Source organism: Pseudomonas sp. FP453 (assembly GCF_030687495.1).
In the GTDB taxonomy this organism is placed as follows: Bacteria; Pseudomonadota; Gammaproteobacteria; order Pseudomonadales; family Pseudomonadaceae; genus Aquipseudomonas.
In genome coordinates this window covers 3168332-3193412 of the sequence record NZ_CP117435.1, presented here as the reverse complement: position 1 = coordinate 3193412, position 25081 = coordinate 3168332, and the positions used below count along the sequence as shown (strand labels likewise).

Sequence of the window (25081 nt, the reverse complement as noted above, 5' to 3'; positions counted from 1 at the left end):
CTGCGATGCAGACACCTCGGTACATCAGGCAGACCCAGGCGATGCTATCGCAGGCAAGCCAGCTCCCACAAAAGCCAGCTCCCACAAAAGCCAGCTCCCACAGAGGCCTGGTCCCACAGTTGAACTGGGGTGGCCTCAGAGTTGGAAGCGATACCCCACGCCATACAACGACTCAATCGGCGTCTCCCCCGGGCACACCTGCTCCAGCTTGCGCCGCAGGTTGCGGATATGGCTGTCCACCGTGCGGTCGGTCACCACGCGGTGGTCGGAGTAGATGTTGTCCAGCAACTGATCGCGGGAGAACACCCGCCCCGGTGCACGGGCGAAGGTGTTGAGCAGGCGCAGTTCCAGCGGCGTCAGGTCCAGGGCCACGCCATCGAGGGTTGCCTGGTATTGCGCTTCGTCGATCACCAAGCGGGCTGCGGCATTGGTCAGCAGTTGCGGGCCACGGCGCAGGATCGCCTTGACCCTGGCCACCACTTCCCGTGGGCTGAAGGGCTTGCAGATGTAATCGTCGGCCCCCAGTTCCAGGCCGAGCAGGCGATCGACTTCCTCCACGCGGGCGGTGATCATGATGATCGGCACCGCGCTGAACCCCCGCAGGTCCTGGCACAGCTGGATGCCGTCGCGGCCGGGCAGCATCAGGTCGAGCAGGATCAGTTTCGGCGCGTGGGCGCGCACGGCGGGCACCACTTGCAGGCCGTTGTCCAGGCACTGCGTGGTGTAGCCGGCGGCGCTCAGGTAGTCCTGCATCAGGGCGGCGAGTTTGGGTTCGTCTTCGACGATCAGAATGTCCATGGCTTATGCGCTCCGGGGCAGGCGCAGGGTCAGCCATAGGCCGCCGAGGGGCGAGTGGTCGGCGCTGAGGCTGCCGCCGTGGGCGAGGGCGATGCTGCGACAGATCGCCAACCCCAACCCGGCGCCGCCGCTTTCGCGGTTGCGCGAGGATTCACCCCGGTAGAAGCGCTCGAACAGACGCGGCAGCTGACTGGCCGAGACGCCGGGGCCGGAGTCCATGAATTCGATGCGCACCTCATCGCGCTCAACGGCGGCACTGATCCGCACCACGCCGCCTGGGTCGGTATAGCGCACGGCGTTCTCCAGCAGGTTGGAAAACAACTGCTGCAAACGATCAGCGTCCGCCACCAACTCCAGCGGCTGGCTCGGCAGCGCCAACTCCACGCGCAACCGTCGGGCATTGAGGCGTTCCTGGAACATGGCCACGCTGTGTTCCAGCAACCCGTTGAGCCCGCACGGCGCCTTGCGATAGGTCAGGGCGCCGACGTCCGCCAGCGACAACTCATACAGGTCATCCACCAACTTGCTCAGCATGCTGACTTCGCCTTGCAGCGATTTCATCGCGTTCTGGTCCAGGCTGCGCACACCGTCCTCAATCGCTTCCAACTCGCCCCGCAGCACCGACAGCGGCGTGCGCAGTTCGTGGGAGACATCGGCCATGAACTCGCGGCGCATCTGTTCGTTGCGCTCCAGGGTGTAGGCCAATTGGTTGAAGTCGCGGGCCAACTGGCCGACTTCATCGTCAGACGCCACCGCGACGCGGCTGCTGTAGTCACCGCTGGCCAGGCGGTGGGTGGCGGCAGCCACGCGCTTGACCGGCTCCAGCAACGTGCGGGCGATCCACCAGGCAATCAGCATCGCCATCAGCAGCGAGAACAGGCCCATCACCAGGCTGGTACGAAACTGGTATTGCTGGAAACGCTCGCCGCCGGCTTCGGTGACGCTCTGGAACGGCGTCACGGCGAGCCAGCCGACGGTTTCACCGGCCACCACAATCGGCAGGGCCAGGGCGTCGTCGCCAATGGCGGGGTAGCCGGTCACGCGTTTTTTGTCTTGATCCAGCAGGGCGATGCGGAACAGGGCGCCGGTCAGGTCGGAGATCTGCGGCGTCTTCAAGTCGCGCACCGCCTGCTTTTCACCCGGCTCGGGGCGCATCACTTCAAACCAGCGGTCTGGCTGGTTGCGAAAGAACTCCCAACCACCCTCACGCTCGTAGGCGGCCGCCAGGCGCGGTACCACCGGGGCCATGCGCTCCAGCGCCTGCTCATTGATATAGCCAAGGAAGCCGCGACCAAAACTCCAACTGGTGGCCACGCCCATGCTGAGGATGACCAGCAGCACACCGGCCAGCACCGCAATAAACAACTTGGTGGAGATACTCAGCTTCATGCACACAGGGCCGTGGTTAAAAAGACACCCGCCCATTTAGGCCCCCAGGCGCGAAAGATTCAACCCGGGCGGGCAATCTTCAATTTTCCTGCACATTTGCCTCGCAGCATAAGGGTAAGGCTTGCGCCACCCCGTCTTGCAGAGGCAGATATGTCGACCAAATTCTTCGCCAAATACCTGGTAACCGCCGCCGTTGTCCTTTCCCTGATTATTCTTGCGGTGCTCGGCGGCTGTTCGGCCGGCGACCCGGCGCCGCAGGCTGTCACGCCAGAGGTCACGGTGCTTACCGTACAACCGAAAGCCCAGGTGCTGACCACGGAACTGGCCGGGCGCACCCAGGCCTTTATGGTCGCCGAGATCCGCCCGCAGGTCGGCGGCATCGTGCAGCAGCGCCTGTTTGTCGAAGGCGCCGAGGTCAAGGCCGGGCAAGCGCTGTACCAGCTGGATGCCGCGCCCTATAAGGCAGCGCTGACCCAGGCCGAGGCCACGTTGAGCAAGGCGCGCGCCAGCCTCAAGTCGGCGCAGACCACCGCCACGCGCAACGCGCAACTGGTGAAGATCGACGCCATCAGCCAGCAAACCCACGAAGACTCCCAAGCCACGCTGCTGACCGCGACCGCCGACGTGCAAGTGGCCGAAGCCGACGTGGCCACCGCGCGCATCAACCTTGGCTACACGCGCATCAGCTCGCCGGTGGGTGGGCGCATCGAAACCTCCACCGTCACCCCCGGCGCACTGGTCGTGGCCAACCAGGACACGGCCCTGACCACCGTGCAGCAACTCGACCCGCTGTACGTCGATGTCGTGCAATCCACCACCGAGTTGCTCGGCCTGAAGCGCGACCTGGCCAGCGGCGTGTTGCAAGCCAACGCCAATGGCGAAGCGCGCATCAGCCTCAAGCTGGATGACGGCAGCACCTACAACCACGAAGGCCGCCTGACGTTCAGCGGCGTCAGCGTCAACCAGAGCACCGGCACCGTGACCTTGCGTGCGGTGTTCGCCAACCCCGAGCACCTGCTGTTGCCGGGCATGTACGTGCGCGGCGTGCTGGAACAGGCCCGCGACAAACAGGCGATCCTGATCCCGCAACAGGCCGTAAGCCGCAGCGCCAGCGGCGTGACCTCGGTGTTGCTGGTGGTGGAGGGCAAGGTCGAGCAACGGGTGCTCACGGTCGACCGTGCGGTGGGCAATCAATGGTGGGTGACGGCCGGGTTGCAGGCCGGTGACCAGGTGATCGTCGAAGGTGGGCAAAAAGTCCGCGTCGGCGCCGTGGTGCAGACCAAAGCCGCCGCTGCCGCCGCACTGGCGCAGGAGGGTTGAGCATGGCGCGTTTTTTTATTGATCGACCGATTTTTGCCTGGGTCATTGCCATCGTGATCATGCTCGGCGGTGCGCTGTCCATCAGCCAGTTGCCGCTGGAGCAATACCCCGACATCGCGCCGCCGACGGTGCGCATCTCCGCGACCTACACCGGCGCGTCGGCCAAGACCGTCGAAGACTCGGTGACCCAGGTCATCGAGCAGGCCCTCACCGGCCTCGACAACCTGACCTATATGTCGTCCTCCAGCAGCTCGGCGGGCAGCGCCAGCATCAACCTGACCTTTGGCGCCGGCACCGACCCGGACGTGGCGCAAATGCAGGTGCAGAACAAGCTGCAACAGGCCGAATCGCGCTTGCCGCAGTCGGTGCAAAGCGAAGGCTTGACGGTGACCAAGGGCGGCTCGGACTTCCTGATGATCGCCGCGCTGGCCTCGGACAACCCCAGTGTCACCGGCACGCAGATCGGTGATTACATTTCCAGCACCTTGCTCGATTCCATCAGCCGCCTCGACGGCGTGGGCGAGGTGCAAACCCTCGGCTCGGGCTACGCCATGCGCATCTGGCTGGACCCGGCACTGCTGGAAAAATACGCGCTGATGCCGTCCGACGTGAGCAGCGCCCTCGAAGCGCAGAACACCGAAGTCTCTGCAGGGCAGCTTGGTGCGTTACCGGCGGTGAAAGGCCAGCAACTCAACGCCACCATCACCGCGCGCAGCAAGCTGCAAACCGCCGAGGAATTTCGCAATGTGGTAGTCAAGTCCAGCAGCGACGGCGCGCTGGTGCTGCTGGGCGATGTGGCCACGGTGGAACTGGGCAGTGAGAGCTATGACATCACCTCGGCGCTCAACGGCAAGCCCGCATCCGCCATGGGCGTGCAACTGGCGGCCGGTGCGAATGCGCTGAGCGTGGGTGAGGCGGTCAAGGCCAGGCTGGCGGAAATGGAGCCGTTCTACCCCACTGAAATGCAGCTGAAAAACGTGATCGCCTACGACACCACGCCGTTCGTGAGCCTGTCCATCGAGGAAGTGGTCAAGTCCCTCGGCGAGGCCATCGTGCTGGTGGTGCTGATCATGTTCCTGTTTCTGCAGAACTTTCGCGCCACGCTGATTCCGGCGATTACCGTGCCGGTGGTGCTGCTCGGCACCTTTGGCGTGCTCGCCCTGTTTGGCTACTCGATCAACACCCTGACCATGTTCGCCATGGTCTTGGCCATCGGCCTGTTGGTGGACGATGCGATCGTGGTGGTGGAAAACGTCGAGCGGGTGATGAGCGAAGAAGGATTGTCGCCCCTGGAGGCCACGCGCAAGTCGATGGCGGAAATCACCAGCGCCCTGGTGGGCATCGCGCTGGTGCTGAGCGCGGTGTTTATCCCCATGGCGTTTTTTGGCGGCTCGACGGGGATTATCTACCGGCAGTTTTCCGTGACCATTGTCTCGGCCATGGTGCTGTCGGTGCTGGTGGCAATGACCCTGACCCCGGCGTTGTGCGCCACGCTGCTCAAACCCAGCCATACCCAGGGCGGTTTCTTCGGCTGGTTCAACCGCAGTTTCGAGCGCAGCTCCCTCGCCTATGAACGCCTGGTAGGCGGCGTGTTGCAACGCGGGCGCCGCAGTTTGTTGATCTACGCGGTGGTGGTGGCGGCGATGGCGGCGGGGTATGCGAGCCTGCCTACCTCGTTTTTGCCGGACGAGGACCAGGGCACCCTGATGGCGCAGATCCAATTGCCGGTGGGCGCCACCGACAGCCGTACCCAGGCGGTGATGACGCAGTTCGAGGACTATCTCCTCAAGCAGCCAGAGGTCGAGGCGATGATCAGCATCACCGGCCTGGGCATGGGCGGCAACAGCCAGAACACCGCGCGCGCGTTTATCCGCCTCAAGGACTGGAGTGAACGCTCGGCGAGCGGCCAGGACGCGGCCTCGATTGCCCAGCGGGCGACACTGGCGTTGCAAAGCATCGGCGATGCCGACGTGTTCGTCATGCAACCACCGGCGGTGCGCGGCCTGGGCCAGAGTTCGGGGTTCGATTTGCAGCTCAAGGACCTTGGTGGCCTCGGCCACGAGGCCTTGGTGGCGGCCCGCGAGCAATTTATCCAACTGGCCAAGCAAGACCCGCGCTTGCTCGGGGTGCGCGCCAACGGCCTGGACGATACACCGCAGCTCAAGGTGACGATCGACGACCGCAAGGCCGGGGCCTTGAGCCTGAGCACCAGCGATATCAACACGACCTTGTCCACGGCGTTGGGTGGCAGCTACGTGAATGACTTCCTCAACCAGGGCCGCGTGAAAAAGGTGTATGTGCAGGGCGCCGCCGAATCGCGCATGCAGGCGGCGGACCTGAGCCACTGGTTCGTGCGCAACAGCCTGGGCGAGATGGTGCCGTTTTCGTCCTTCGCCAGCAGCGCGTGGAGCTACGGTTCGCCGCTGTTGGAACGCTACAACGGCAACACGTCCCTGGAAGTGGTGGGGGACCCGGCGCCTGGCGTGAGCTCCGGCGCGGCGATGGATGCAGTGGAAGCCATCGTCAGGCAACTGCCGGCGGGCATCGGTTATGAGTGGACGGGGCAGTCGTACCAGTTGCGGTTGTCCGGTTCGCAGGCGCCGTTGCTGTACGCGGTCTCGGTGCTGTTTGTATTCCTCTGCCTGGCGGCGTTGTACGAGAGTTGGTCGGTGCCGTTTTCGGTGATCCTGGTGGTGCCGCTGGGGGTGGTTGGCGCCGTGTTGGCGACCAAGGTCAGCGGCCTGAGCAATGACGTGTACTTCCAGGTCGGGCTGTTGACCACCGTGGGCCTGGCGGCGAAGAACGCGATCCTCATCGTCGAGTTTGCCAAGCACCTGCATGAGCAGGGCAGGAGCCTGCGCGAGGCGACGTTGATCGCCGTGCGCCAACGCCTGCGGCCGATCCTGATGACCTCCCTGGCGTTTATGTTTGGCGTGGTGCCCCTGGCCCTGAGCACCGGCGCAGGTTCCGCTGGGCGGCAGGCCATTGGCACGGGCGTGTTGGGCGGCATGTTCAGCGCCACATTGTTGGGGATCTTTTTTGTCCCGCTGTTCTTCGTGATGATCCGCCGCCGTTTCGGTCGCGTGTCGACCCCATCTGCCAATACAGGTGACGCATGATCAAGTTTCACTGGCCCTTGCTGGCCGTCCTCGCGCTGAATGGTTGCGTCAATCTGGCGCCGACGTATGAGCGGCCCGAAGCCCCGATCCCCGCGCAATGGCAAGCCGGCGTCAACGGTGATGTCGCGGCGGATATCCAGTGGCAGCCGTTCTTTACCGACAGCCGCCTGGCCCGATTGCAGACCCTGGCCCTGGCCAACAACCGCGACCTGCGCCTGGCCAGCCTGAATATCGAAAAGGCCCAGGCGCAATACCGCATTCAGCGTGCGGCGGCGTTGCCGAGCATCGATGCGGGCGTCAGCGGCACTCACAGCCGCACGCCGGGCTCGCTGTCGAGCAGCGGCGTGGCGTCCACCAGCCATGACTACAGCGCGCAATTGGGGTTGAGCAGTTATGAAGTGGATGTGTTTGGCCGTGTGCAGAATCTTCAGGATGAAGCCCTGCAAGCCTATCTGGCGCTGACCGAAACCCGGCGCAGTACGCAGATCAGCCTGGTCGCCGAAGTGGCAACCGCGTGGTTGACGTTGGCCGCCGACAACGAGCGCTTGCAGCTCGCCCAGGACACCTTGACCAGCCAGCAGGCCACTTATGAACTGACCCAACGCAGCCACGCCCTCGGCGGTTCTGCCGCACTGGCGGTGGCCCAGGCGCAAACCACGGTGGAGTCGGCGCGCGGCGATGTGGCGGAGTATCAGAGCCAGATCCTGCAAGACCGCAACGCGTTGCGCCTGCTGGTCGGCAGCGACATCCCCGACACGCTGCTGCCGGGTACGCGCCTGGAGTCTGCGGCAGCGCTGGTGCAAGTGCCAGCTGAATTGCCGTCAAGCCTGTTGCAGCGTCGGCCGGATGTGCTGGCGGCGGAGCACAGCCTGCAATCGGCGAATATCGACATTGGCGCGGCGCGGGCGGCGTTTTTTCCCACCATCAGCCTGACGGCCAATGCGGGCTCTGCCAGCGCGGCCTTGTCCGGGTTGTTCAAGGCCGGCAGTGGCGCCTGGACGTTTGCGCCGAGTATCAGCCTGCCGATTTTCGATGCCGGCAGTAACCGCGCCACACTGGATGCGGCCAAGGTCGAGAAGGAGATCCAGGTGCAGACCTATCAACAAACCCTGCAAACTGCGTTCAAGGAAGTCGCCGACGCGCTGGCGGTGCGCAGCACCCTGGACCAGCGCCTGGCCGCGCAGCAGGCGTTTACCGAGGCCAGCCAGAAAAGTTTCGACTTGTCCGATGCACTCTATCGCGCCGGTTCGCAAAGCTACCTCGAGGCCCTGGATTCACAGCGCTCGCTGTACAGCGCCGAACAGGACCTGATCACCTTGCGCCTGGCCGAACAGAGCAATCGGGTGACGTTGTACAAGGTCATGGGGGGAGGGTGGCAGTAAGCCTGCGTTGATCCCTTGTAGGAATGCCACTAGGATCATGGCCTTTTTCAAGGGAATGAGACGATGCTGGCAAACTTGCAAAAGAGTGGCGCGCTGTTCGCGGCGAGCCTGGCCCTGACCGGTTGTATCCATTACGAACACGACAGCGCGAAAGGCAAGCCTGCCGAGCAAGTCGTGACGATCCAGCAGTTCGATAAGTCGCTGACGATCGTCAAGATCGACGGGGAACAGACCCTGTACTGGCTGAGCCGCCAGAGCGAATACCGCGTGGGGGCTGGCGTCCATACCCTGCAGGTGCGCAAGTTCATCACCGCGCAGACGCACACGGCACTGGTTCCGCTGACCGTGGAGTTGGCCCCGGGGCGCACGTATGGGCTGTATGGTTTTTCGTCGTTGAACCAATGGAGTTACGACATTCGTGACATCGAGACGGGGAAAAGTGCCTCGGTCGTCAAGCCGTGAGGGATCACACTATGCTGCGCAGGTTGTTCACCCATGCCTTGGCGCTGAGCGCCGTGTTCGCGAGTTCCGGCGCCTGGGCGTGGCACAGCGAGGGCGACAAGATCATCATGACCCAGCAGGAGCGCGAGTACTGCCGTACTTGGGAGGCTGATGGCATTGCGGCCATGATGGCCCGGCAGGAAAACACCGAACCGCCTTGGCAGGGGAGCGGCACCTCTGATATGGAAAAAAGCATACGCACTGTGTTTATGCGTCAGGTCCAGGACTACCCGATTGAAAGCACCAAGGAAGCCCGCATGGCGGTCATTGAGAAATACGGCAAGCAGATGGAGATGCGCTGCTTCGGGATGATTACCTCAAAACCATCAAGCAAAGCACCCTGATCACGGCCACGGCGTGGGCGCAGGTTTGGGCTGCTTCTTGAAGTAGCCCGTGCGCAGGTAGCGCGCCATGCGCCAGATGCCATAGGCCACCGCCGCCACCAGCACGCCGCCGATGATGTAACCGATCGCCAGGCCTTGCTCGTAAGAGGTCAAGTAGCCCCGGCGCCACAGGCGTACGGCGTCGGCAATCGTCCTTGGGGTTTGAATCCACATCATGATGGACAGGAGATATACCGGGAGCGAGGCCACGAGGCGCAGCCAGTAAGCGGTCGTGCTCATCTGGTGTTTCTTCCTTGGGGTATGTAACCGAGCGCGGCATATTATAGCTTTTTTGATACCAAGTTTACCCCGGCGAAGCTGGCGTAATGATGGCTACGCGGCGTATAAAGTTCGCCAATCGCCATCGAGAACAGCCCATGAACGTCACTATCGCCAGTACACCCAGCGCAATAACGACACCCGCTGCGAGCAGTGCCAGTACTGCTGACACCACGGCGACTGACACCACGACCACCGAAGCCTCCAGCACCACCAGCGCCGGCACCGACAGCAAAAAAGCCGGCGGCGCAGGCGCGGCAACCACCTCGACCTCGGAAGAGTCCGATACCGTCAAGGCCCTGAAAAAACAGATCGAAGAACTGCAAAAACAACTGCAAGAACAGCAGCAAGCGGTGCAGAAAGCCCAGTCCAGCAAGCAGAGCGAAGAGGCCAAGTTGGCAGCGGTTGCAGCGGCGCAATCCCAGGTGAGTGCCACCTCAGCGGCCTTGCAGACCGCCACCGCAGCGTTGTTGCAGGCAGTCACTGCCGAGGGCGGCGACACCTCGGGCACGCTGGTCAGCACCACGGCCTGATATCACGCTTCACTTCGCCACGGCAGCCATCAGCAGCTTGCGAATCTCCCCGGTAATCGCACTTTTCGTGCCTTGCTCCAGAATCCCCACCCGCCGTACCGCCAGGTCGCCCGGCAGCGGCAGTACGCGCAGGCTGGGGTCTTTGTGCCAGTCAAAGTTCTTCAGCAACGGCACGATGGCCACGCCGACTTGCTGGCGCACCAGATCGGCAATGCCGATGATCGAGTTCAGCTCCAGGATCTCCAGCGGCTCCACCGACTCACTCTTGATGATCGACTGCACCTTGCGGCCCACGGCGGTGGAGCGGTCGTAACGAATGAACGGCTGGGTGCGCAGCAACTCCACCGCGTCGTTGATCCCGGCAGTCTGCGTGGCATTGGCGAGCATCACGATGGGTTCGTTGTAGAGCAGGGTCCAACTCAGGCCGTCGAAGTTCTGCCGCGCCGTCTCGATCAGCAAGGCGGCGTCGAGCTTGGCGGCGTGGACCAGGTTGACCACTTCGTCGGAACGCGCCGTCATCAGGTTCACCGAGATGCGCGGGTGCAGCTTTTTCAGTTGCACTAGGCAATTGGCGAGCAGGCCCATGCCCGAGGTAATCCCGCCAATCGACACTTCACCTTCCATGGCCTCGCCGTCGGGCGCTTCGGCGATCATTTGCTCGTAGTCCGCCAGCAGGCGCTTGGCCTTGGGCAGCAACAGCACGCCATCGCGGCTGAGCTTGATCTGCCGCTGGCTGCGGTCGAACAGCGGGCGGCGCATTTCCTCTTCGAGGGCGCGCATTTGCTGGCCAACGGCGGCATTGGTGAGGGCCACGCGGTCGGCGGCAGCGGCAAAGCTGCCGTACTCGGCGACGGCGATAAAGGTCTTGAAGAAGCGAATGCTGCTCATGGGCGGGCCCGTGGTCGTGGGTGTGGCTGCATCGTAAAGGTTTTGTTTACTCAGGCTAAAGTTTAATTAGTTTTTCTTTTTATAGCGCCCGGCCAATACTCAAATCCGAACTGACTCGGCGAATGAACCCCATGAGCAATGCAGATACCAGCCCTGAAGACGCAGCCGTGCGCGCTGCCAAGAACGTCTACCACCTCGGCGCGACCACGGTGTATTCCCACGCCCAGGACAGCCGTTTTGCCTACACCCTCTACGTGCCTGAAACCATCGAAGACGCCAGCCGGCCCATCGACCTGGTGGTGTCGCTGCACGGCTCGACCCGCGCCATGGAGGTCTACCGCAACGGTTTCGCGGAGTTTGGCCGCTGGAACGATTGTGTGATCCTGTCGCCCCTGTTCCCGGTCGGTGTGCTGGGGGATGGCAATGGCGATGGCTACAAGCAGATGGTCGAGGGCGATATCCGCTACGACCAGATCCTGCTCGACATGATCGCCAACGTCGGCGAGCGTTACGGCCGGCGCTTCGATACGTTCGCGCTGTTCGGTTATTCCGGTGGCGGGCAATTCACCCATCGCTTTTGCTACCTGCACCCGGAAAAACTCTGGGCTGCTTCCATCGGCGCGCCGGGCTCGGTGACCTTGCTCGATGCCGACCAGGACTGGTGGGTCGGCGTGCGCGATTTCGCGACGCGCTTTGGCAAGCCGCTGAACCTTCCGGCCTTGCAGCGGTTGCCGGTGCATATGGTGGTCGGTGATGCCGACCTGGAAACCTGGGAAATCACCCACCGCGAAGGCAGCAAACACTACATGGCCGGGGCCAACGGAGCGGGGCGTACGCGCCCGGAACGCCTGGCCAGCTTGCAGGCCAGTTTTGAAGCCGCGGGCGTACAGGTGCAGTTCGACCTGTTGCCCAACGTCGCGCACCAGGGCGTCAAGGCCATGCCGGCGGCCCAGGACTTTTTCGCCAAGGTCTTGCGCCACAAGCGCAGCCTGGGCTGATTCACCGCTTCACGCTGCACTCAGAACAGACCGTATAACAATAACCAAGGATTCACTCATTCTGATGCCGGTCCTGCCTTGGCCCACGCCAACGACCGGAACATTTCTTCAAGGAGTCTTTCTCCCGTGAACAACTACGTAAAGACGGCACTGGCCGTCGCGCTATCGGCGTGCACATTGTCCATGGCCGTCGCCCAGGACAAGGTCATCAGCGTCGGCCTCAACGGTGATATCCGCAGCACCGACCCGGGCGTCAACCGCGATGACAATACCGACGCGGTGATGATGCACATCGTCGAAGGCCTGGTGGCCTACCGCGAAGACACCAGCATCGCGCCGATGCTCGCCAGTACGGTCGACGTGTCGCCGGATGGCTTGCGCTACACCTTCACCCTGCGCGACGGCGTGCACTTCCAGAACGGCCAGGTGCTGACCGCCAAGGACGTGCAATGGACCTGGCAGCGTTACCTCGACCCCAAGACCCAGTGGCGTTGCCTGGCGGAGTTCGATGGGCGCGGCGCGGCCAAGATCGTCGATGTCGCCGCCCCCGACGCCAACACCGTGGTGTTCACCCTGGACCAGGCCAACGGCTTGTTCCTCGCCGCCATGGCCCGCCCGGACTGTGCCGGCAGCGGCATCCTGCACCCGGACTCCCTGGCTGCCGATGGCAGCTGGCGCGCGCCGATTGGCACCGGGCCGTTCACCCTGGGCAAATGGCAGAAGGGCCAGTACGTCGAACTTGACCGCTTCAAGGACTACAGCCCACGGGCCGAGGCCACGGCAGACGGCTACACCGGCAACAAACAGGCGTTTGTCGACAAGGTGCGCTTTGAAGTAATCCCCGATTCCGCCTCGGCCAAGGCCGCATTGCTGTCGGGTGGCGTTGACCTGCTGCCGGACGTCACGGCGATGGACGCCGCGCAACTCAAGCAGGTGAAGAACCTGCAGGTGCAAGTCAGCCCGATCATGACCATCAGCGGCCTGCTGTTCCAGACCCGCGACCCGTTGCTCAAGGATGTGCGCATCCGCCGTGCGGTGGCGTTGTCCCTGGATTACGCGCAGATGGTCGCGGCGTTGTCCGATGGTTTGTCGGTGGTCAACAACTCGGTGATCCCCACCGCCAGCCCTTATTACGACGCCACGGCGCACCAGGGCTACACCTACAACCTCGACGAGGCCCGGCGCCTGCTGAAAGAGGCCGGCTACCGCGGTGAAAAAATCCGCATGCTGGTCAACAAGCGCTACCCGCAGATGTTTGACCTCGGCCTGCTCAGCCAAGCCATGGTCCAGGCAGCCGGCGTGAACATCGAAATGGAAACCCTGGAGTGGGGCACGCAGCTGGAGCGCTACCAGACCGGCAGCTACCAGATGATGGCGTTCTCTTACTCGGGGCGTTTCGATGCTGCGCAAAGCTACGAATCGGTGATCGGCGACAAGGACAAGGAACCACGCAAAGTCTGGGACAACCCCCAGGCCCTGGCGATCCTGCGTGAGGCCCAGCGCGAAGTCGACCCCGCCAAGCGCCGGCCGCTGTTCGACCAACTGCACACGCTGATGCTCAAGGATGTACCGATGGTGGTCATCTACAACGGCACCGCCATCGGCGCCATGGGCAAGCGTGTTGAAGGTTACCGTTCCTGGCCTGTTGCCAAGCCGCGCCTGTGGGGCGTGAAGCTGGCCGACACTTCCAAGTAAGGCGTAGCGCTATGTTTCGATTCATCTCACACAGGCTCGGCATGGCGGTGCCGACCCTGTTGCTGATCTCGGTGATTGTGTTTGCCTTGATCCGCCTGATCCCCGGCGACCCGGCCTTGCTGATGCTCGGCGACATGGCCGATCCGCAAAGCCTGGCCGACATGCGCAGCAGCCTGGGGCTGGACCACTCGGTGGTGACCCAGTACCTGATCTGGATCAAGTCGGTGCTCAGTGGCGACCTCGGGGTGTCCATCAGCAGCCGCCAGCCGGTCCTGGATCTGCTGGTGGAGCGCTTCAGCGTCAGCGCCACGGTGGTGCTGGTGGCGGTATTGCTGGCGACGTTGCTGGCGGTGCCGGTGGGCTTGCTCGCGGCCTGGAAGCAAAACAGCGCGATGGACCTCGGCCTGGTGGCGACGGCGACGCTGTTGCTGTCGGTGCCGAGCTTCTGGTTGGGCCTGTTGCTGCTGTATGTGTTCGGCATTCAACTGGGCTGGTTGCCGGTGATTGGTTATGTCGGCTTTGGCACTGATCCGATGAAGGCGCTGACCTACGTGGTACTGCCGATTGTCACCCTGACCCTGGTGGAGTTCGGCGCGATTGCCCGCATGGCCCGGGCCAGCACCATTGAAGTGCTGCGCCTGGAATACATCGCCCATGCGCGGGCCAAGGGTTTGTCCGAAGGCGCGGTGCTGTGGAAACACGCCTTGCGCAACGCCTTCGCGCCGACCTGGACCCTGATCGGCCTGATCCTCGGCAACCTGCTCGGCGGCATTGCGGTGCTGGAAACCGTGTTCACCTTGCCCGGCATCGGCCGGCTGATGGTCGACGCGATCTTCTCCCGCGACTACCCGGTGTTGCAGGGGTGCCTGTTGCTGATCACCTGCATCTATGTGTTGGTCAACCTGTTGGTGGACCTGCTGTATCCGCTGTTCGATCCAAGGGTGAAGCTATGAACCTGAAGACGCCTGCCTTGCCCGGCGTAACGGCAATCGCGCCGCGCCGCCGTCGGCGCTACCCACCGCTGAACGCCCTGATTGGCGGCGGCTTGCTCGCAGCTCTGGTGTTGCTGGCCCTGCTCGGCGTGGTGTGGACACCGTACGACCCGCTCAAGCTCGACCTGCTCTCACGCCTGCACGCACCAGATGCCGCGCACTGGCTGGGCACCGATGAATTTGGCCGGGATGTGTTCAGCCGCTTGATCATCGGTGCGCGCACCAGCCTGTGGATCAGCCTGCTGTCGGTCAGCGTGGCAGTGGTCTGCGGCACGCTGATCGGCATGCTCGCCGGCTACCTGCGCGGCTGGACCGATCGCATCCTGATGATGCTCAACGACGCATTGCTCGCATTCCCCGGCATCCTTATGGCCCTGGGCATCATGGCGATTGTCGGGGCCAGCCAGTACGGCATCGTGCTCGCCCTCGGTATTGCCTACACGCCGTCGGTGGTGCGGGTGGTGCGCGGCAGCGTGCTGTCGTTGCGTGAGCTGGAGTTTATCGAGGCGTCGCGGGTGATCGGCAACTCCGAGCTGTACACCATGTTCCGCCACATCACGCCCAACTGCCTGGCACCGTTGTGTGTGCTGGCCACCAGCATGTTCGGCTGGGCGCTGCTGTCGGAGAGCGCGCTGAGCTTCCTCGGCCTCGGCGTACCACCACCGGCCGCGACCTGGGGCAGCATGCTTTCGGCGAGCCGCACCTATATCTCCAACGCGCCGTGGCTGGGGATCTTCCCGGGCATCTTTATCAGCCTGACGTTGCTGGCGATCAATCTGTTCGGCGATGCCTTGCGCGATCGTCTCGACCCGCGCATGAGGAAATGAGCATGAGCGTACCCGTGCCTTTGTTGGCCGTTGAAAATCTACAGATTCGCGTCGGCGTGGACGGCCCGCTGGCCGTCGATGATTTCAGTTTTACCCTGGCTCCCGGTGAAATCGTCGCCTTGGTGGGTGAGTCCGGCAGCGGCAAGACCATGGCCGCCCGCGCCGCCATTGGCTTGCTGCCCGCGCCGATGCAAGTGTGCGGCGGGCGCATCACCTTCCAGGGCGAACCGCTGGACAGCAACAACGCCAAAGCCATGCGGGAGGTGCGTGGCGCGCGGATCGGCATGGTGTTCCAGGAGCCGATGGTCTCCCTCAACCCGGCGCTGACCATTGGCCGGCAGATGAGCGAGGCGCTCAAGCTGCACACCGCGCTGGACGCCCCGACGATCCGCGAGCGCTGCATCGCCATGCTGCAACGCATCGGCATCAAGGACGCGGAAAAGTGCCTGGCGTCTTACCCGCACCAGTTTTCCGGCGGCATGCGCCAACGCATCATGCTCGCCTCGGTGATGCTGCTGCGCCCGGCGCTGCTGATCGCCGACGAGCCGACCACCGCGCTGGACTGCCTGGCCCAACTGGACGTGATCGAGCTGATGCTGGAGCTGACCCGCGAGCAAGGCACGGCGATTCTGTTTATCAGCCACGACCTGTCGCTGGTGGCGCGTTATGCCCACAAAGTGGTGGTGATGCGCGCGGGCAAGGCGGTGGAGCAGGGGCGCATCGAAGATATCCTCTTTGCGCCCAAGGCCGAATACACCCGCCAGTTGCTCGAAGCGTTGCCCCGGCGCGGCGAGTTGGTGCCCTTGCCGGCGGCGGAAGCGGCGTTGTTGCAGGTGCGCGATGTATGTATCGAACATCCGGGCCCGCGCAGTTTCTGGGGGCGCAGCGTGCCTAAACGCGTGGTGCATTCGGTGAACCTGAGCATCGCCCCCGGTGAAACCCTGGCGTTGGTCGGTGGCAGCGGCTCGGGCAAGACCACCCTCGGGCGCGCTGTGGTCGGCTTGGTCAACCCGTGCGCCGGGGCGATCCTGTTCCAGGGCGTGGATATCCTCAAGGCCGCCAACCGCGTGCATCGCCTGCAATGCCAGATGATTTTCCAGGACCCGTATTCGTCCCTCGACCCGCGCATGACCGTCGGCCAGATCCTCGCCGAACCGCTGCGCCATGAGCCGGCCCTGAGCGCCGCGCAAAAGCGTCAGCGCGTCACCGACACCCTGGTGGACGTGGGCTTGCCCGAGCAGTTCCGCGAGCGCTTCGCCCACCAACTCTCGGGCGGTCAACGCCAGCGCGTGGCGATTGGCCGGGCGTTGGTGCGGCGGCCCAAGCTGGTGATCGCCGACGAGCCGATTTCGGCGTTGGACATGACCATCCAGAAGCAGATCCTCGAACTGTTCGAGCGCCTGCAACGCCAATACGGCTTTGCTTGCCTGTTTATCTCCCACGACCTCTCGGCGGTGGAGCGTATTGCCCATCGGGTGGCAGTGATGAACCAGGGCGAGGTCGTGGAAATGGGCCCCCGCGATGAGATCTTCGACAGCCCGCAACACCCGTACACCCGCCGCTTGCTGGCGGCGGCTAGCCCCTTGGAGAAACGTGCGGATGGCAGTTATCGCCTGCGCGCCAGTGTGATTTAGGTACTGCTGCACCCCAGGCCATACGTTGCACCCCATCCCTCGTCGGTCGCTGATTGGCGAGGCGGGCGAAGCCATGGCCGAAGAAAACAAAAACAACCCCACTCAACCTGTCTGCCAGGAACCTGCACATGAACAACCGCATCACTAAAGTCGTCACCGGAGCCAGCGTCATGGGCGCCGGTTTCATGCCCTTGCTGGCCCACGCTGACTTCATCGCCGACAGCAAGGCCGCGCTGGAATTGAAGAACTATTACTTCAACCGTGATTACCGCGAAGACAGCGGGCAGAACAAGCGTGCCGAATGGGCGCAGGGTTTTATCCTCAACGTCGAATCGGGGTTTACCGAAGGCACGGTGGGGTTTGGCCTGGACGCGGTCGGCATGCTTGGCGTGAAGCTCGATTCCAGCCCGGACAACTCCGGCACCGGCCTGCTCGCACGTTCCAGCGTGGCCGAACCGGGCTCACCGAGCTATGCCCGCCGCGCCCACGACAACTACTCGAAATTGGGGATCACCGGCAAGGCGCGCCTGGCCAAAAGCGAGCTGCGCGTGGGCTACATGGTGCCCGACCTGCCGACCCTGCAACCCAACCTCAGCCGCCTGTTCCCGCAGAGCTTCAGCGGCACGGCCATCACGTCCAAGGACATCGACAACCTGACCCTGAGCGCCGGCCAACTGGACCAGGTCAAGCAGCGTGACTCCACGCACTACGAAGACATGGGCCTCACCAGCCAGTACGGCGCCTACAAAAGCAGCGCGAAAAGCGACGAATTCCGCTACGCCGGCGGCGAGTACAAGCTCACGCCGAACACCGCGCTGACCTATCAATACGCACAACTGGAAAGCCTCTACCAGCAGCACTACCTGGGGGTGAAAAACAGCTTCAAGTGGGGCCCCGGCACCTTCAAGACCGACATCCGCTACTTCAACGCCAGCGAAGACGCCGCCGCCCTGGCCGGCAAGGTGGATAACCGTGCGTTGAGTACGCGCATCGGCTACAGCCTGTACGGCCACAACCTCAGCGGCGGTTACCAGGCGCAGTACGGTTCGACACCGTTCACCTACGTGGACGGCACCAACACCTACCTGTTCACCGAGTACCAACTGGCCAACTTCTCCCAGACCGGCGAGCGCGTGTGGCATGCCCGCTACGACTATGACTTTGCCTCGCTGGGCCTGCCGGGCTTGTTGTTCTCGACGCGTTACGCCAAGGGCGACAACGCCAAGGTCATCGGCTTCAACGGCGAAGGGCGTGAGTGGGAGCGTGACTTGAGCCTGGGCTACGTGGTGCAGAGCGGCACGTTCAAGGATGTGTCACTGCGTTGGCAGAACGCCAGCGCCACCAGCAACTTCGCCCGTGACACCAACGAAAACCGACTGATCCTGGGTTACACCGTGGCGCTCTGGTAGCCGTCATGGCGTGCAACAGGGTCAGCCTGTTGCACGCCCAAGCAGTGCACATTAAGGGATAGATCAAATGACAAGTTTGCCGTTGCGCCGGGCACTGCCCAGCCAACAACGTGTATCGGCGCGGGGCGTCAGTGATTTCATCGAAGCGGTGAACGCTGCGGGCCTGGAATTGCACAGTTTCATGCTCTACCGCGACGGCGCGGTGGTGGCCGAGGCGTTTTGGGCGCCGTATCGCGCCGAGCGCCTGCACGTCCAGCATTCGGCGACCAAAAGCTGGGTGGCCATGGCCGTCGGGCTGTTGGTGGATGACGGTGTACTGTCGCTGGACGCCAAGGTGGTGGAGTTTTTCCCCGCCGATTGCCCGGCCGCCATCAGCGCCAATCTGGCGGCCATGACCGTGCGTGATCTGCTGACCATGCGCACCGGGCACCGCCAAGGCATCTCCGGCGGCGCCTGGCGTGGGCGCAGTGACAGCTGGGTCCAGTTGTTCCTCAATGAACCGGTGGAAGACGCGCCTGGGCATCGGTTTATCTACAGCAGCGCGTCGAGTTTCATGCTCTCGGCCATCGTCAGTGTGGTCAGCGGCGAGACCGCATTTGCGCTGTGCAACACGCGGATTTTCCAACCCATGGGCATGGGCCCGATTGAGTGGGACCTCGCCCCTGGCGGCTTCAACACCGGTGGCAATGGTTTGAGTTGCAGCACCGAAGATTTGCTCAAGTTTGGCGTGCTGCATTTGCAGCAAGGTCAATGGCAAGGGCAGCAGTTGTTGTCCGCAGAGTGGGTGGCCGAAGCCACCCGTGGGCACGTCGATGATGTGTGGATGGGCGCCTTCGATGGCAAGCGCTACCTGGGCCGCGATGAATCCAGCGACGCCGCGATCACGCGCCGCGAGGGCTACGGCTACCAGTGGTGGATGACCTTGCACGGCGGTTATTACGCCTCCGGTGTGTTCGGCCAGCAGTGCATCGTCTTGCCCCGGCACAACGCGGTGATCGCCTTTACTGCGGGCTTGCCCCTGGGCGAGCGGCGCTTGCACAGCCTGCTTTGGGAACACTTGTTGCCCGCGCTGGGCGTGCCCAGCGATGGCGCGGCGGACGCCGAATTGGCGCGACTGCTGGCCAACCAGCGGCGGCCGTCCCTGCCGGGAGCGTCGCGCTCGCCACGTCAGGCCGAGTTCAACGGCACGTTCGTGATGCAGGCCAATGAAGACCAGGTCAGCCAAGTGCGCCTGGCGTTCGGCCCTGACTATTGCGACTTCTTCCTCACCGACCCCCGTGGCACCCATTGCATCCGTGCCGGGCTGGTCGATGCCATCGAAAGCCAGACAGGCATGACCGGCCACTATCTGCATCACCAATATCAGCCGGAACTCACCCCCGTCGTGGCGCAGGCGCGCTGGCGTGAAGACGGCGTGCTGAACATGACCTGGCAGTTTGTCGAGACGGCGTTTTGTGACCAGGTCACGTGCCGGATCGAAGGCGGCACCTTGTTGGTGGACCGCCGCGTCAATGTTAACGCCGGCCCGTTGCAGCGCCCGACGCTGATCGGCCATCAGACCACCGTTTTGCAGGAGTCGTTATGAGCACTATTTCCAACCCGGCCTTCTGGGCGCCGTTCACCCCGATGCGTCAGTTCCAGCAGCAACCGATGATGTTCGCCAGTGCCGACGGCATGCACTACACCACCACCGATGGGCGCCGCGTGCTGGATGCGATGGCCGGGCTGTGGTGCGTGAATGCCGGGCATGGCCAGCCGAAGATCGTCGAAGCCATTCGCGAAGCGGCGGGGCGCCTGGACTTTGTCTCGTCCTTCAAGATGAGCCACCCGCAAGCGCTGGAGATGGCCGAGCGGTTGATCGAGATCAGCCCGGCCGGGATGGCGCAGGTGTTCTTCACCAACTCGGGTTCCGAGGCGGTGGACACCGCATTGAAGATCGCCCGGGCGTATCACCAGGCGCGCGGCGATTGCCGCCGGACCAAGCTGATCGGCCGGGCCAAGGGTTATCACGGCATGGGCTTCGGTGGGCTGTCGGTGTCCGGCATCGGCCGGCAGAAACGTGACTTTGGCCCGTTGCTGGGGGAGGTGTCGCACCTGCCGCTGCCATACGACGCGAGCATGCGTTTCAGCGCCGGCCAGCCTGAACACGGCGCGAGTTATGCCGATGCGCTGACGCAGTTGCTCGACATCCAGGACCCCAGCACTGTAGCCGCCGTGATCGTCGAGCCGGTGACCGGTTCCGGTGGCGTGTACCCGCCGCCCCAGGGTTACTTGCAGCGCTTGCGGGAGATCTGCACGCGCCACGGTGTGCTGCTGATTTTCGACGAAGTGATCACCGGCTTTGGCCGCGTCGGCGACAGCTTTGCCGCGCAAGCCTTTGGCGTCACCCCGGACTTGATCACCACCGCCAAAGGCCTGACCAACGGCGCCGTGCCCATGGGCGGCGTGCTGGTCAGCGCGGCGGTGTATGAAGCCTTCATGGCGGGCCCCGTCAATGTGATCGAACTGATGCATGGCTACACCTATTCGGCGCATCCGCTGGCGTGTGCGGCCGGGTTGGCGACCATCGAGGTGCATCGCGAGCTGGGTATCAATCAACACGTCAACGCCGTCAGCGGGATTTGGCAGGCCGCGGCGCTGGCGTTGCGCGGGGTGGGCCCGGTGCTGGACGTGCGCACCCTCGGCCTGCTCTGCGCCGTCGAACTGGAACCGCGCCCCGGTGCGGCTGGCGCACGTGGCAGCGAGGTCGCGCAATGGTGCTTCGATAACGGCGTGCTGGTGCGCGGCTCGGGCGACACCATCGTGATTTCGCCGCCGCTGGTGATCAGCCCGCAGGAGATCGCCCAGGTGTTCGACACCTTGGCGGGCGCCTTGAATCACGTGGCATGAAGGGAGTGCGTGGCATGTCGGATCTGTTTGAGTGCTACATCGACGGCGCCTGGGTCAAACCCCACGGCAGCAGCGTCGAAGCAGTGGTGAACCCGTCCACCGAGCAGGTGATCGGCCGCGTGATGCTCGGCGACGGCGAGGATGTGGACCGTGCCGTCAGTGCCGCCAGGCGGGCCTTTGCGGGGTTCGCCGCGACGTCGTTGCAGACGCGCATCGACCTGCTGCAAGGCATCATCGACGCGTACAAGCGCCACAGCGAGGCCTTGATCGAAGCGGTGCACCTGGAGATGGGCGCACCGCTGTCCCTGGCCCGCAGCGCCCATGTGCCGGCGGGCCTCGGCCATCTGGTGCAGGCGCTGGACGTGTTGCGCGACTACCGTTTCGAACGGCGCCTGGGCAACACGCTGGTGGTGCGCGAGCCGATTGGCGTGTGCGCGCTGATCACGCCGTGGAACTGGCCGCTCAACCAACTGACCTGCAAGCTGGCGCCTGCGCTGGCGGTGGGTTGCACGGTGGTGCTCAAGCCCAGTGAGCGGGCGCCGCTGTCTGCGCAGATCATCGCGCAAGTGCTGCACGAGGCCGGGGTGCCGAAGGGGGTGTTCAACCTGGTCCATGGCGACGGCCCCGGCGTGGGCGCGGCGCTGGCCAGTCATGCTGACGTGGACATGGTGTCCTTCACCGGCTCGACCCGCGCAGGCGTCGCGGTGGCCAAGGCGGCGGCGGACACGGTGAAGCGCGTGTCCCAGGAATTGGGCGGCAAGTCGGCGAATATCCTCCTTGACGATGCGTACCTGCCGAGTGCGGTACGCCACGCGGTGTTGGGGTGTATGCGCAACAGCGGCCAGTCGTGCAATGCACCGACGCGCCTGCTGGTGCCGCGTCAGCAGCAAGCGGCGGTGATCGAGATTGCCCAGGAAGTGCTGGCCCAGGTGTGTCATGACGACAGCAACCCGCTCACGGCCATTGGCCCGGTGGCAAACGTCATGCAGTTTGAACGGGTCCAGGCGATGATCGCCGCAGCCATCGCCGAGGGGGCACTGTTGGTCGCAGGAGGGGTGGGACGGCCCGAGGGTGTTGCACGCGGTTACTACGTAAAACCGACGGTATTTGCCGAGGTCACGCCGGACATGCCCGTGGCGCGAGAAGAAGTGTTCGGCCCGGTGCTGGCGATCATGCCGTACGACAGCGAAGCCGAAGCGATTGCCATCGCCAATGACAGCCCCTATGGCTTGTCGGGCTACGTCACCTCCTTGAGTCTCGAACGCGCTCGCCAGGTGGCGCGGCAATTGCGCACGGGCATGGTCCATCTCAATGGTGCACGGGCCGATCAGGCGGCACCGTTTGGCGGTTACAAACAGTCTGGCAATGGCCGTGAATGGGGGGAGTTCGGGTTTGACGAGTACCTGGAGAGCAAGTCGCTGTTTGGGTATTAGCGGCAACCAGGGGGCGTATTCAACCGGCTAACTCCGCTCGTCGCGTTCCATCCAATCAGGCAGGCGACCGGATTGGATGGACTCATGTGCAGGCCGTGCAGATGACCTCTCCTCTCGATTCAAATTCAAGGGTAAGGATTGTTCAGCAGGGACGTTCTGTCGTACTGATCGTAGAGATCTGCATACATCTTTCCGAATACTTCGTTTTTGTAGTCCTGACGATCAAAGCCCAACTGACGAATTTCCTTCGCCCGATCCTTCAGTTGAGGGACTGGCGGTGTTTGATGCAAAGGCCCCATTAAATGCGCTTGAAACCAGTCCTCCAGGCCATCGCTATAGGTTTTCCTGCCGACGAACTTTGCACCGTCAGGGGAGAGCAGCGCATATCGTTCGCGCAATTGAAACAACGTCAGTGTGTTTGTTGATTTCTGGCAAGCGCCATTGAAGTCTATCCGTACGGACAGTTGATCTTTCACGTTCTCGAAATTCGTAATGATGTCGACGATGCTACTGCCTGGTTTCTCGCACCGGAAATGCAGCGATTCGCTGTCCAGGAACGGATGAAGGTGGGGGTTGATGTGCATGTCTGCTGACCCTTTAAGGCGCGAGTTGCAGATTAAGCAACTAGGAACAAGATTGTTAAGTGCCAGGGCCAGGTACGGATAAAGATGCTGTGGGTACCAATGATCCAGGTCCGGCCTTATCCCGCCTTTCTTCTCCTCCGTGACGAGCATGAGAGAGTAGTGGCAGTAGGGGCAGACCCTGTAGTTGCTGCTACGGCACAGCTTATAGGCTGACCAGTCGCGAAGCTTTCTCCTGCTAAATGCCTTGTAGTCGAAAAGTTCTACAAGAAAGTCATTGACTTTGATTCGCTCGTGTCGTGATATTTTTCGTTGCAGTTTCTGGTGATAGCTTATCGCGCTGTTTAAGCCATAAATGTTTTTGGCGGTCAGGTGGATTTTCAGGAATTCCAGAAAAAGTTTGATTCGTTGGTCGAGCGCAGACGGGCCAAGTGACGCCAGGCCGTCATCAATCAGGCCCTCGAGGTAAAGATTATGGCTCGCTCTTGCTGAGGCCCAGACATCTGAAATGTTAATCAGCATGTTGGCCTGCCTTATTCAACAGATAGTCAATCTCACGCGTGATAACAGGGTCTTCAATGATGCCTTTTATGTAGCGGTCGCGCTCCGTGACGAGTCCCTGTGAGGCATGATCAAGTGTTTTGTTGATTTCCCTTATTGCAAACTCGCCCATGGAGCGAGCACCGAAGGAACGGTTAAGAATCAACTGCATGGGCGCGCCGAAAGAGGGCGGTGGTATGTCACTGTCAAACGTCTCTACGAACTCGCGTGGTATGTCTGTTGCCAGAAAAGGCGAGTGCGTCGCCAGGATGAGTTGCAGGCATTCGATGCCAAGCTCCCTTTTGCACTGACTCAAGAACGTGTTGATCTGGAAAACGTACTGGCGCTGCCATTCCAAATGAAGAAACGCATCGCCCTCATCTAGCAGTACCAGCAATTTGCGCTTGCCACGTTCAGCGAGTGTTTTTAAAGATTCGTAGATGGCAATGGTCTGCTGCATGATCGCCCACTGACCAGAGCTGATACTTGGGTAGTCCAGTCGGCAGATCTTAGCGAGTGGAAGCAGTTCGAGGTTTTCACGATCCTGAGGGGACGACAATATTCGGCTGTAGAGTTGAACGTGGTTGCTGCCGCCTGGTGTTTTTTCAAACCCCAGTTGGTAGATGTGATGGTAGGTGAACTCTGCGAGTTGCCGCATTTCTGCTTCTTTGGCATCCATGTGCAGCGAGGGCAGAAATCTAAGTTCTAAAAACCTTGCGATCATCCCGATGACCAGGCTGATGTTGATTTTACGCTTTTCCACATATTGAGTGACAACGGCTATGCAGGCAAACACCCTGACGTCTTCTGCGCTTTCGAGGATCTTATGTTGTATCAGTTCAGTCAGTGCTTGAAGCGCATCGGTGTAATGACCTTCGGCTTTGTCGTATTCAGACTGGCTGGCCTCAAATTCGGAGAGGCCCTCAAACGCTCGTTTGCGCGTATCCAGATTGTCGAAGTCGAATGCATTGACGGCATCTGCGGTTCTAAATTTCCGATTTTTGGCTAATGCTTCTGCGAGCAACCGAGCCGTCTTTTTATATTCGGCCCTCAACGTTGCGGTCAACTCTATACTCAGGCCGAACGCTTCCAGGATATTTGAGTAGCGATCCAGGTTGTTGTAATTTTCCACTGGCCGCTTTGAGGCATTGATGCAATTCGGCGTGCTACGCAGGTCGGGTCTGAGCTGAGCAGGCGTATAATACACAACACCCCATTCAGACAGTTGCTCCGGGGTTGCAAGGCGATCGCTATCCAGAATCAACTTGCAAGGCTCATCGAGGGAAAGCTGACGACGACCGGGACTAAAGACGCGCGCAATCTCTTGCAGTGTTTTTGTCTTGCCGGTGCCGTTTCGGCCAATGAGCAAAGAGATTGAATCAATATCGAATAGGTTTGTTGAGTTGTTACGCAGTGTCAATGTTTTGCGTGAGGATATAATGGTGTTGATCATGTGTTTGCCAAGTCCATTTGTCGCACTTAAAGACGAGA

At 62.4% G+C, this 25081-nt stretch carries 21 protein-coding genes; 15 read left to right on the top strand and 6 right to left on the bottom strand.

All coding sequences use genetic code 11. The features are described 5' to 3' along the window. Window positions 1-135 precede the first annotated feature (135 nt). Both PSH87_RS14280 and baeS read right to left on the bottom strand, forming a co-directional pair. Window positions 136-798, bottom strand: a complete 663-nt coding sequence (locus tag PSH87_RS14280) for a response regulator (RefSeq protein ID WP_305429883.1) — start codon at window positions 796-798, stop codon at window positions 136-138. A 3-nt stretch (window positions 799-801) separates the two neighbouring features. Then, on the bottom strand, window positions 802-2223 hold the full coding sequence (gene baeS / locus PSH87_RS14275) for a sensor histidine kinase efflux regulator BaeS (protein ID WP_370695273.1): 1422 nt from the start codon (window positions 2221-2223) through the stop codon (window positions 802-804). A gap of 114 nt (window positions 2224-2337) precedes the next feature. On the opposite strand from baeS, the gene PSH87_RS14270 reads away from it, so the two are divergent. The 5 genes from PSH87_RS14270 (at window position 2338) to PSH87_RS14250 (ending at window position 8853) form a co-directional block, all read left to right on the top strand. Next, a complete protein-coding gene (locus PSH87_RS14270; protein WP_017734268.1) occupies window positions 2338-3507 on the top strand; it encodes an efflux RND transporter periplasmic adaptor subunit in 1170 nt (389 codons plus the stop codon). A gap of 2 nt (window positions 3508-3509) precedes the next feature. Further along, entirely contained in the window at window positions 3510-6626 is a 3117-nt protein-coding gene (locus tag PSH87_RS14265; RefSeq protein ID WP_305429880.1) for an efflux RND transporter permease subunit, read from the top strand. Then, window positions 6623-8008 (top strand): efflux transporter outer membrane subunit, encoded by a 1386-nt coding sequence (locus PSH87_RS14260; RefSeq protein WP_305429878.1) that lies wholly within the window; start codon window positions 6623-6625, stop codon window positions 8006-8008. The genes PSH87_RS14265 and PSH87_RS14260 overlap by 4 nt, the downstream gene beginning before the upstream one ends. Before the next feature lie 63 nt (window positions 8009-8071). Continuing rightward, window positions 8072-8470 carry a hypothetical protein gene (locus tag PSH87_RS14255; protein ID WP_017734265.1) on the top strand — a complete coding sequence of 133 codons (399 nt, stop codon included), beginning with the start codon at window positions 8072-8074 and terminating at the stop codon, window positions 8468-8470. Between the two features lie 11 nt (window positions 8471-8481). Further along, on the top strand, window positions 8482-8853 hold the full coding sequence (locus tag PSH87_RS14250; RefSeq protein ID WP_305429876.1) for a hypothetical protein: 372 nt from the start codon (window positions 8482-8484) through the stop codon (window positions 8851-8853). On the opposite strand, the gene PSH87_RS14245 is transcribed toward PSH87_RS14250, so the two are convergent. Further along, window positions 8854-9132 carry a hypothetical protein gene (locus tag PSH87_RS14245; protein WP_305429874.1) on the bottom strand — a complete coding sequence of 93 codons (279 nt, stop codon included), beginning with the start codon at window positions 9130-9132 and terminating at the stop codon, window positions 8854-8856. Between the two features lie 137 nt (window positions 9133-9269). Between PSH87_RS14245 and PSH87_RS14240 the strand changes: the two genes are divergently transcribed. Beyond that, window positions 9270-9704 carry a hypothetical protein gene (locus PSH87_RS14240; RefSeq protein WP_305429872.1) on the top strand — a complete coding sequence of 145 codons (435 nt, stop codon included), beginning with the start codon at window positions 9270-9272 and terminating at the stop codon, window positions 9702-9704. 9 nt (window positions 9705-9713) lie between these two features. Here PSH87_RS14240 and PSH87_RS14235 read toward each other — a convergent pair whose 3' ends face one another. Continuing rightward, window positions 9714-10592 (bottom strand): LysR family transcriptional regulator, encoded by an 879-nt coding sequence (locus PSH87_RS14235; protein WP_017734261.1) that lies wholly within the window; start codon window positions 10590-10592, stop codon window positions 9714-9716. Between the two features lie 131 nt (window positions 10593-10723). Between PSH87_RS14235 and PSH87_RS14230 the strand changes: the two genes are divergently transcribed. From PSH87_RS14230 to PSH87_RS14190, 9 genes are all read left to right on the top strand, one after another. Next, complete coding sequence (locus PSH87_RS14230; protein ID WP_017734260.1) at window positions 10724-11590, top strand: hydrolase; 867 nt, start codon at window positions 10724-10726, stop codon at window positions 11588-11590. A gap of 126 nt (window positions 11591-11716) precedes the next feature. Next, window positions 11717-13285, top strand: a complete 1569-nt coding sequence (locus PSH87_RS14225; protein ID WP_305429871.1) for an ABC transporter substrate-binding protein — start codon at window positions 11717-11719, stop codon at window positions 13283-13285. 11 nt (window positions 13286-13296) lie between these two features. Continuing rightward, window positions 13297-14238 carry an ABC transporter permease gene (locus PSH87_RS14220; RefSeq protein ID WP_207042973.1) on the top strand — a complete coding sequence of 314 codons (942 nt, stop codon included), beginning with the start codon at window positions 13297-13299 and terminating at the stop codon, window positions 14236-14238. Beyond that, window positions 14235-15104, top strand: a complete 870-nt coding sequence (locus PSH87_RS14215) for an ABC transporter permease (RefSeq protein WP_207042974.1) — start codon at window positions 14235-14237, stop codon at window positions 15102-15104. Before PSH87_RS14220 ends, PSH87_RS14215 begins: the two co-directional genes overlap by 4 nt. A 2-nt stretch (window positions 15105-15106) precedes the next feature. Next, window positions 15107-16738, top strand: coding sequence for an ABC transporter ATP-binding protein (locus PSH87_RS14210; RefSeq protein ID WP_305429868.1), 1632 nt, complete (start codon window positions 15107-15109; stop codon window positions 16736-16738). Between the two features lie 128 nt (window positions 16739-16866). Beyond that, the gene (locus PSH87_RS14205; protein ID WP_305429867.1) at window positions 16867-18147 is read left to right on the top strand and encodes an OprD family porin; all 1281 of its coding nucleotides are present in this window, start codon (window positions 16867-16869) and stop codon (window positions 18145-18147) included. Between the two features lie 67 nt (window positions 18148-18214). Further along, window positions 18215-19732 (top strand): serine hydrolase, encoded by a 1518-nt coding sequence (locus PSH87_RS14200; protein ID WP_305429866.1) that lies wholly within the window; start codon window positions 18215-18217, stop codon window positions 19730-19732. After that, window positions 19729-21036 (top strand): aminotransferase class III-fold pyridoxal phosphate-dependent enzyme, encoded by a 1308-nt coding sequence (locus tag PSH87_RS14195; RefSeq protein WP_305429865.1) that lies wholly within the window; start codon window positions 19729-19731, stop codon window positions 21034-21036. The genes PSH87_RS14200 and PSH87_RS14195 overlap by 4 nt, the downstream gene beginning before the upstream one ends. A 14-nt stretch (window positions 21037-21050) precedes the next feature. Next, window positions 21051-22469: an aldehyde dehydrogenase family protein gene (locus PSH87_RS14190; protein WP_305429863.1), complete on the top strand. Its 1419-nt coding sequence runs from the start codon at window positions 21051-21053 to the stop codon at window positions 22467-22469. A 125-nt stretch (window positions 22470-22594) separates the two neighbouring features. Here the strand turns inward: PSH87_RS14190 and PSH87_RS14185 are convergent, their stop codons facing one another. Beyond that, window positions 22595-23572 (bottom strand): hypothetical protein, encoded by a 978-nt coding sequence (locus tag PSH87_RS14185; RefSeq protein WP_305429862.1) that lies wholly within the window; start codon window positions 23570-23572, stop codon window positions 22595-22597. Next, complete coding sequence (locus PSH87_RS14180; RefSeq protein ID WP_305429861.1) at window positions 23562-25043, bottom strand: AAA family ATPase; 1482 nt, start codon at window positions 25041-25043, stop codon at window positions 23562-23564. Before PSH87_RS14180 ends, PSH87_RS14185 begins: the two co-directional genes overlap by 11 nt. Window positions 25044-25081 lie beyond the last annotated feature (38 nt).

Coding starts and splice junctions, on each gene's coding strand:
- PSH87_RS14210 (WP_305429868.1), top strand. CDS start 15,107: ATGAGCGTACCCGTGCCTTTGTTGGCCGTTGAAAATCTACAGATTCGC.
- PSH87_RS14195 (WP_305429865.1), top strand. CDS start 19,729: ATGAGCACTATTTCCAACCCGGCCTTCTGGGCGCCGTTCACCCCGATG.
- PSH87_RS14265 (WP_305429880.1), top strand. CDS start 3,510: ATGGCGCGTTTTTTTATTGATCGACCGATTTTTGCCTGGGTCATTGCC.
- PSH87_RS14220 (WP_207042973.1), top strand. CDS start 13,297: ATGTTTCGATTCATCTCACACAGGCTCGGCATGGCGGTGCCGACCCTG.
- PSH87_RS14215 (WP_207042974.1), top strand. CDS start 14,235: ATGAACCTGAAGACGCCTGCCTTGCCCGGCGTAACGGCAATCGCGCCG.
- PSH87_RS14230 (WP_017734260.1), top strand. CDS start 10,724: ATGAGCAATGCAGATACCAGCCCTGAAGACGCAGCCGTGCGCGCTGCC.
- PSH87_RS14255 (WP_017734265.1), top strand. CDS start 8,072: ATGCTGGCAAACTTGCAAAAGAGTGGCGCGCTGTTCGCGGCGAGCCTG.
- PSH87_RS14190 (WP_305429863.1), top strand. CDS start 21,051: ATGTCGGATCTGTTTGAGTGCTACATCGACGGCGCCTGGGTCAAACCC.
- PSH87_RS14280 (WP_305429883.1), bottom strand. CDS start 798: ATGGACATTCTGATCGTCGAAGACGAACCCAAACTCGCCGCCCTGATG.
- PSH87_RS14250 (WP_305429876.1), top strand. CDS start 8,482: ATGCTGCGCAGGTTGTTCACCCATGCCTTGGCGCTGAGCGCCGTGTTC.
- PSH87_RS14200 (WP_305429866.1), top strand. CDS start 18,215: ATGACAAGTTTGCCGTTGCGCCGGGCACTGCCCAGCCAACAACGTGTA.
- baeS (WP_370695273.1), bottom strand. CDS start 2,223: ATGGGCGGGTGTCTTTTTAACCACGGCCCTGTGTGCATGAAGCTGAGT.
- PSH87_RS14270 (WP_017734268.1), top strand. CDS start 2,338: ATGTCGACCAAATTCTTCGCCAAATACCTGGTAACCGCCGCCGTTGTC.
- PSH87_RS14260 (WP_305429878.1), top strand. CDS start 6,623: ATGATCAAGTTTCACTGGCCCTTGCTGGCCGTCCTCGCGCTGAATGGT.
- PSH87_RS14235 (WP_017734261.1), bottom strand. CDS start 10,592: ATGAGCAGCATTCGCTTCTTCAAGACCTTTATCGCCGTCGCCGAGTAC.
- PSH87_RS14205 (WP_305429867.1), top strand. CDS start 16,867: ATGAACAACCGCATCACTAAAGTCGTCACCGGAGCCAGCGTCATGGGC.
- PSH87_RS14180 (WP_305429861.1), bottom strand. CDS start 25,043: ATGATCAACACCATTATATCCTCACGCAAAACATTGACACTGCGTAAC.
- PSH87_RS14185 (WP_305429862.1), bottom strand. CDS start 23,572: ATGCTGATTAACATTTCAGATGTCTGGGCCTCAGCAAGAGCGAGCCAT.
- PSH87_RS14240 (WP_305429872.1), top strand. CDS start 9,270: ATGAACGTCACTATCGCCAGTACACCCAGCGCAATAACGACACCCGCT.
- PSH87_RS14245 (WP_305429874.1), bottom strand. CDS start 9,132: ATGAGCACGACCGCTTACTGGCTGCGCCTCGTGGCCTCGCTCCCGGTA.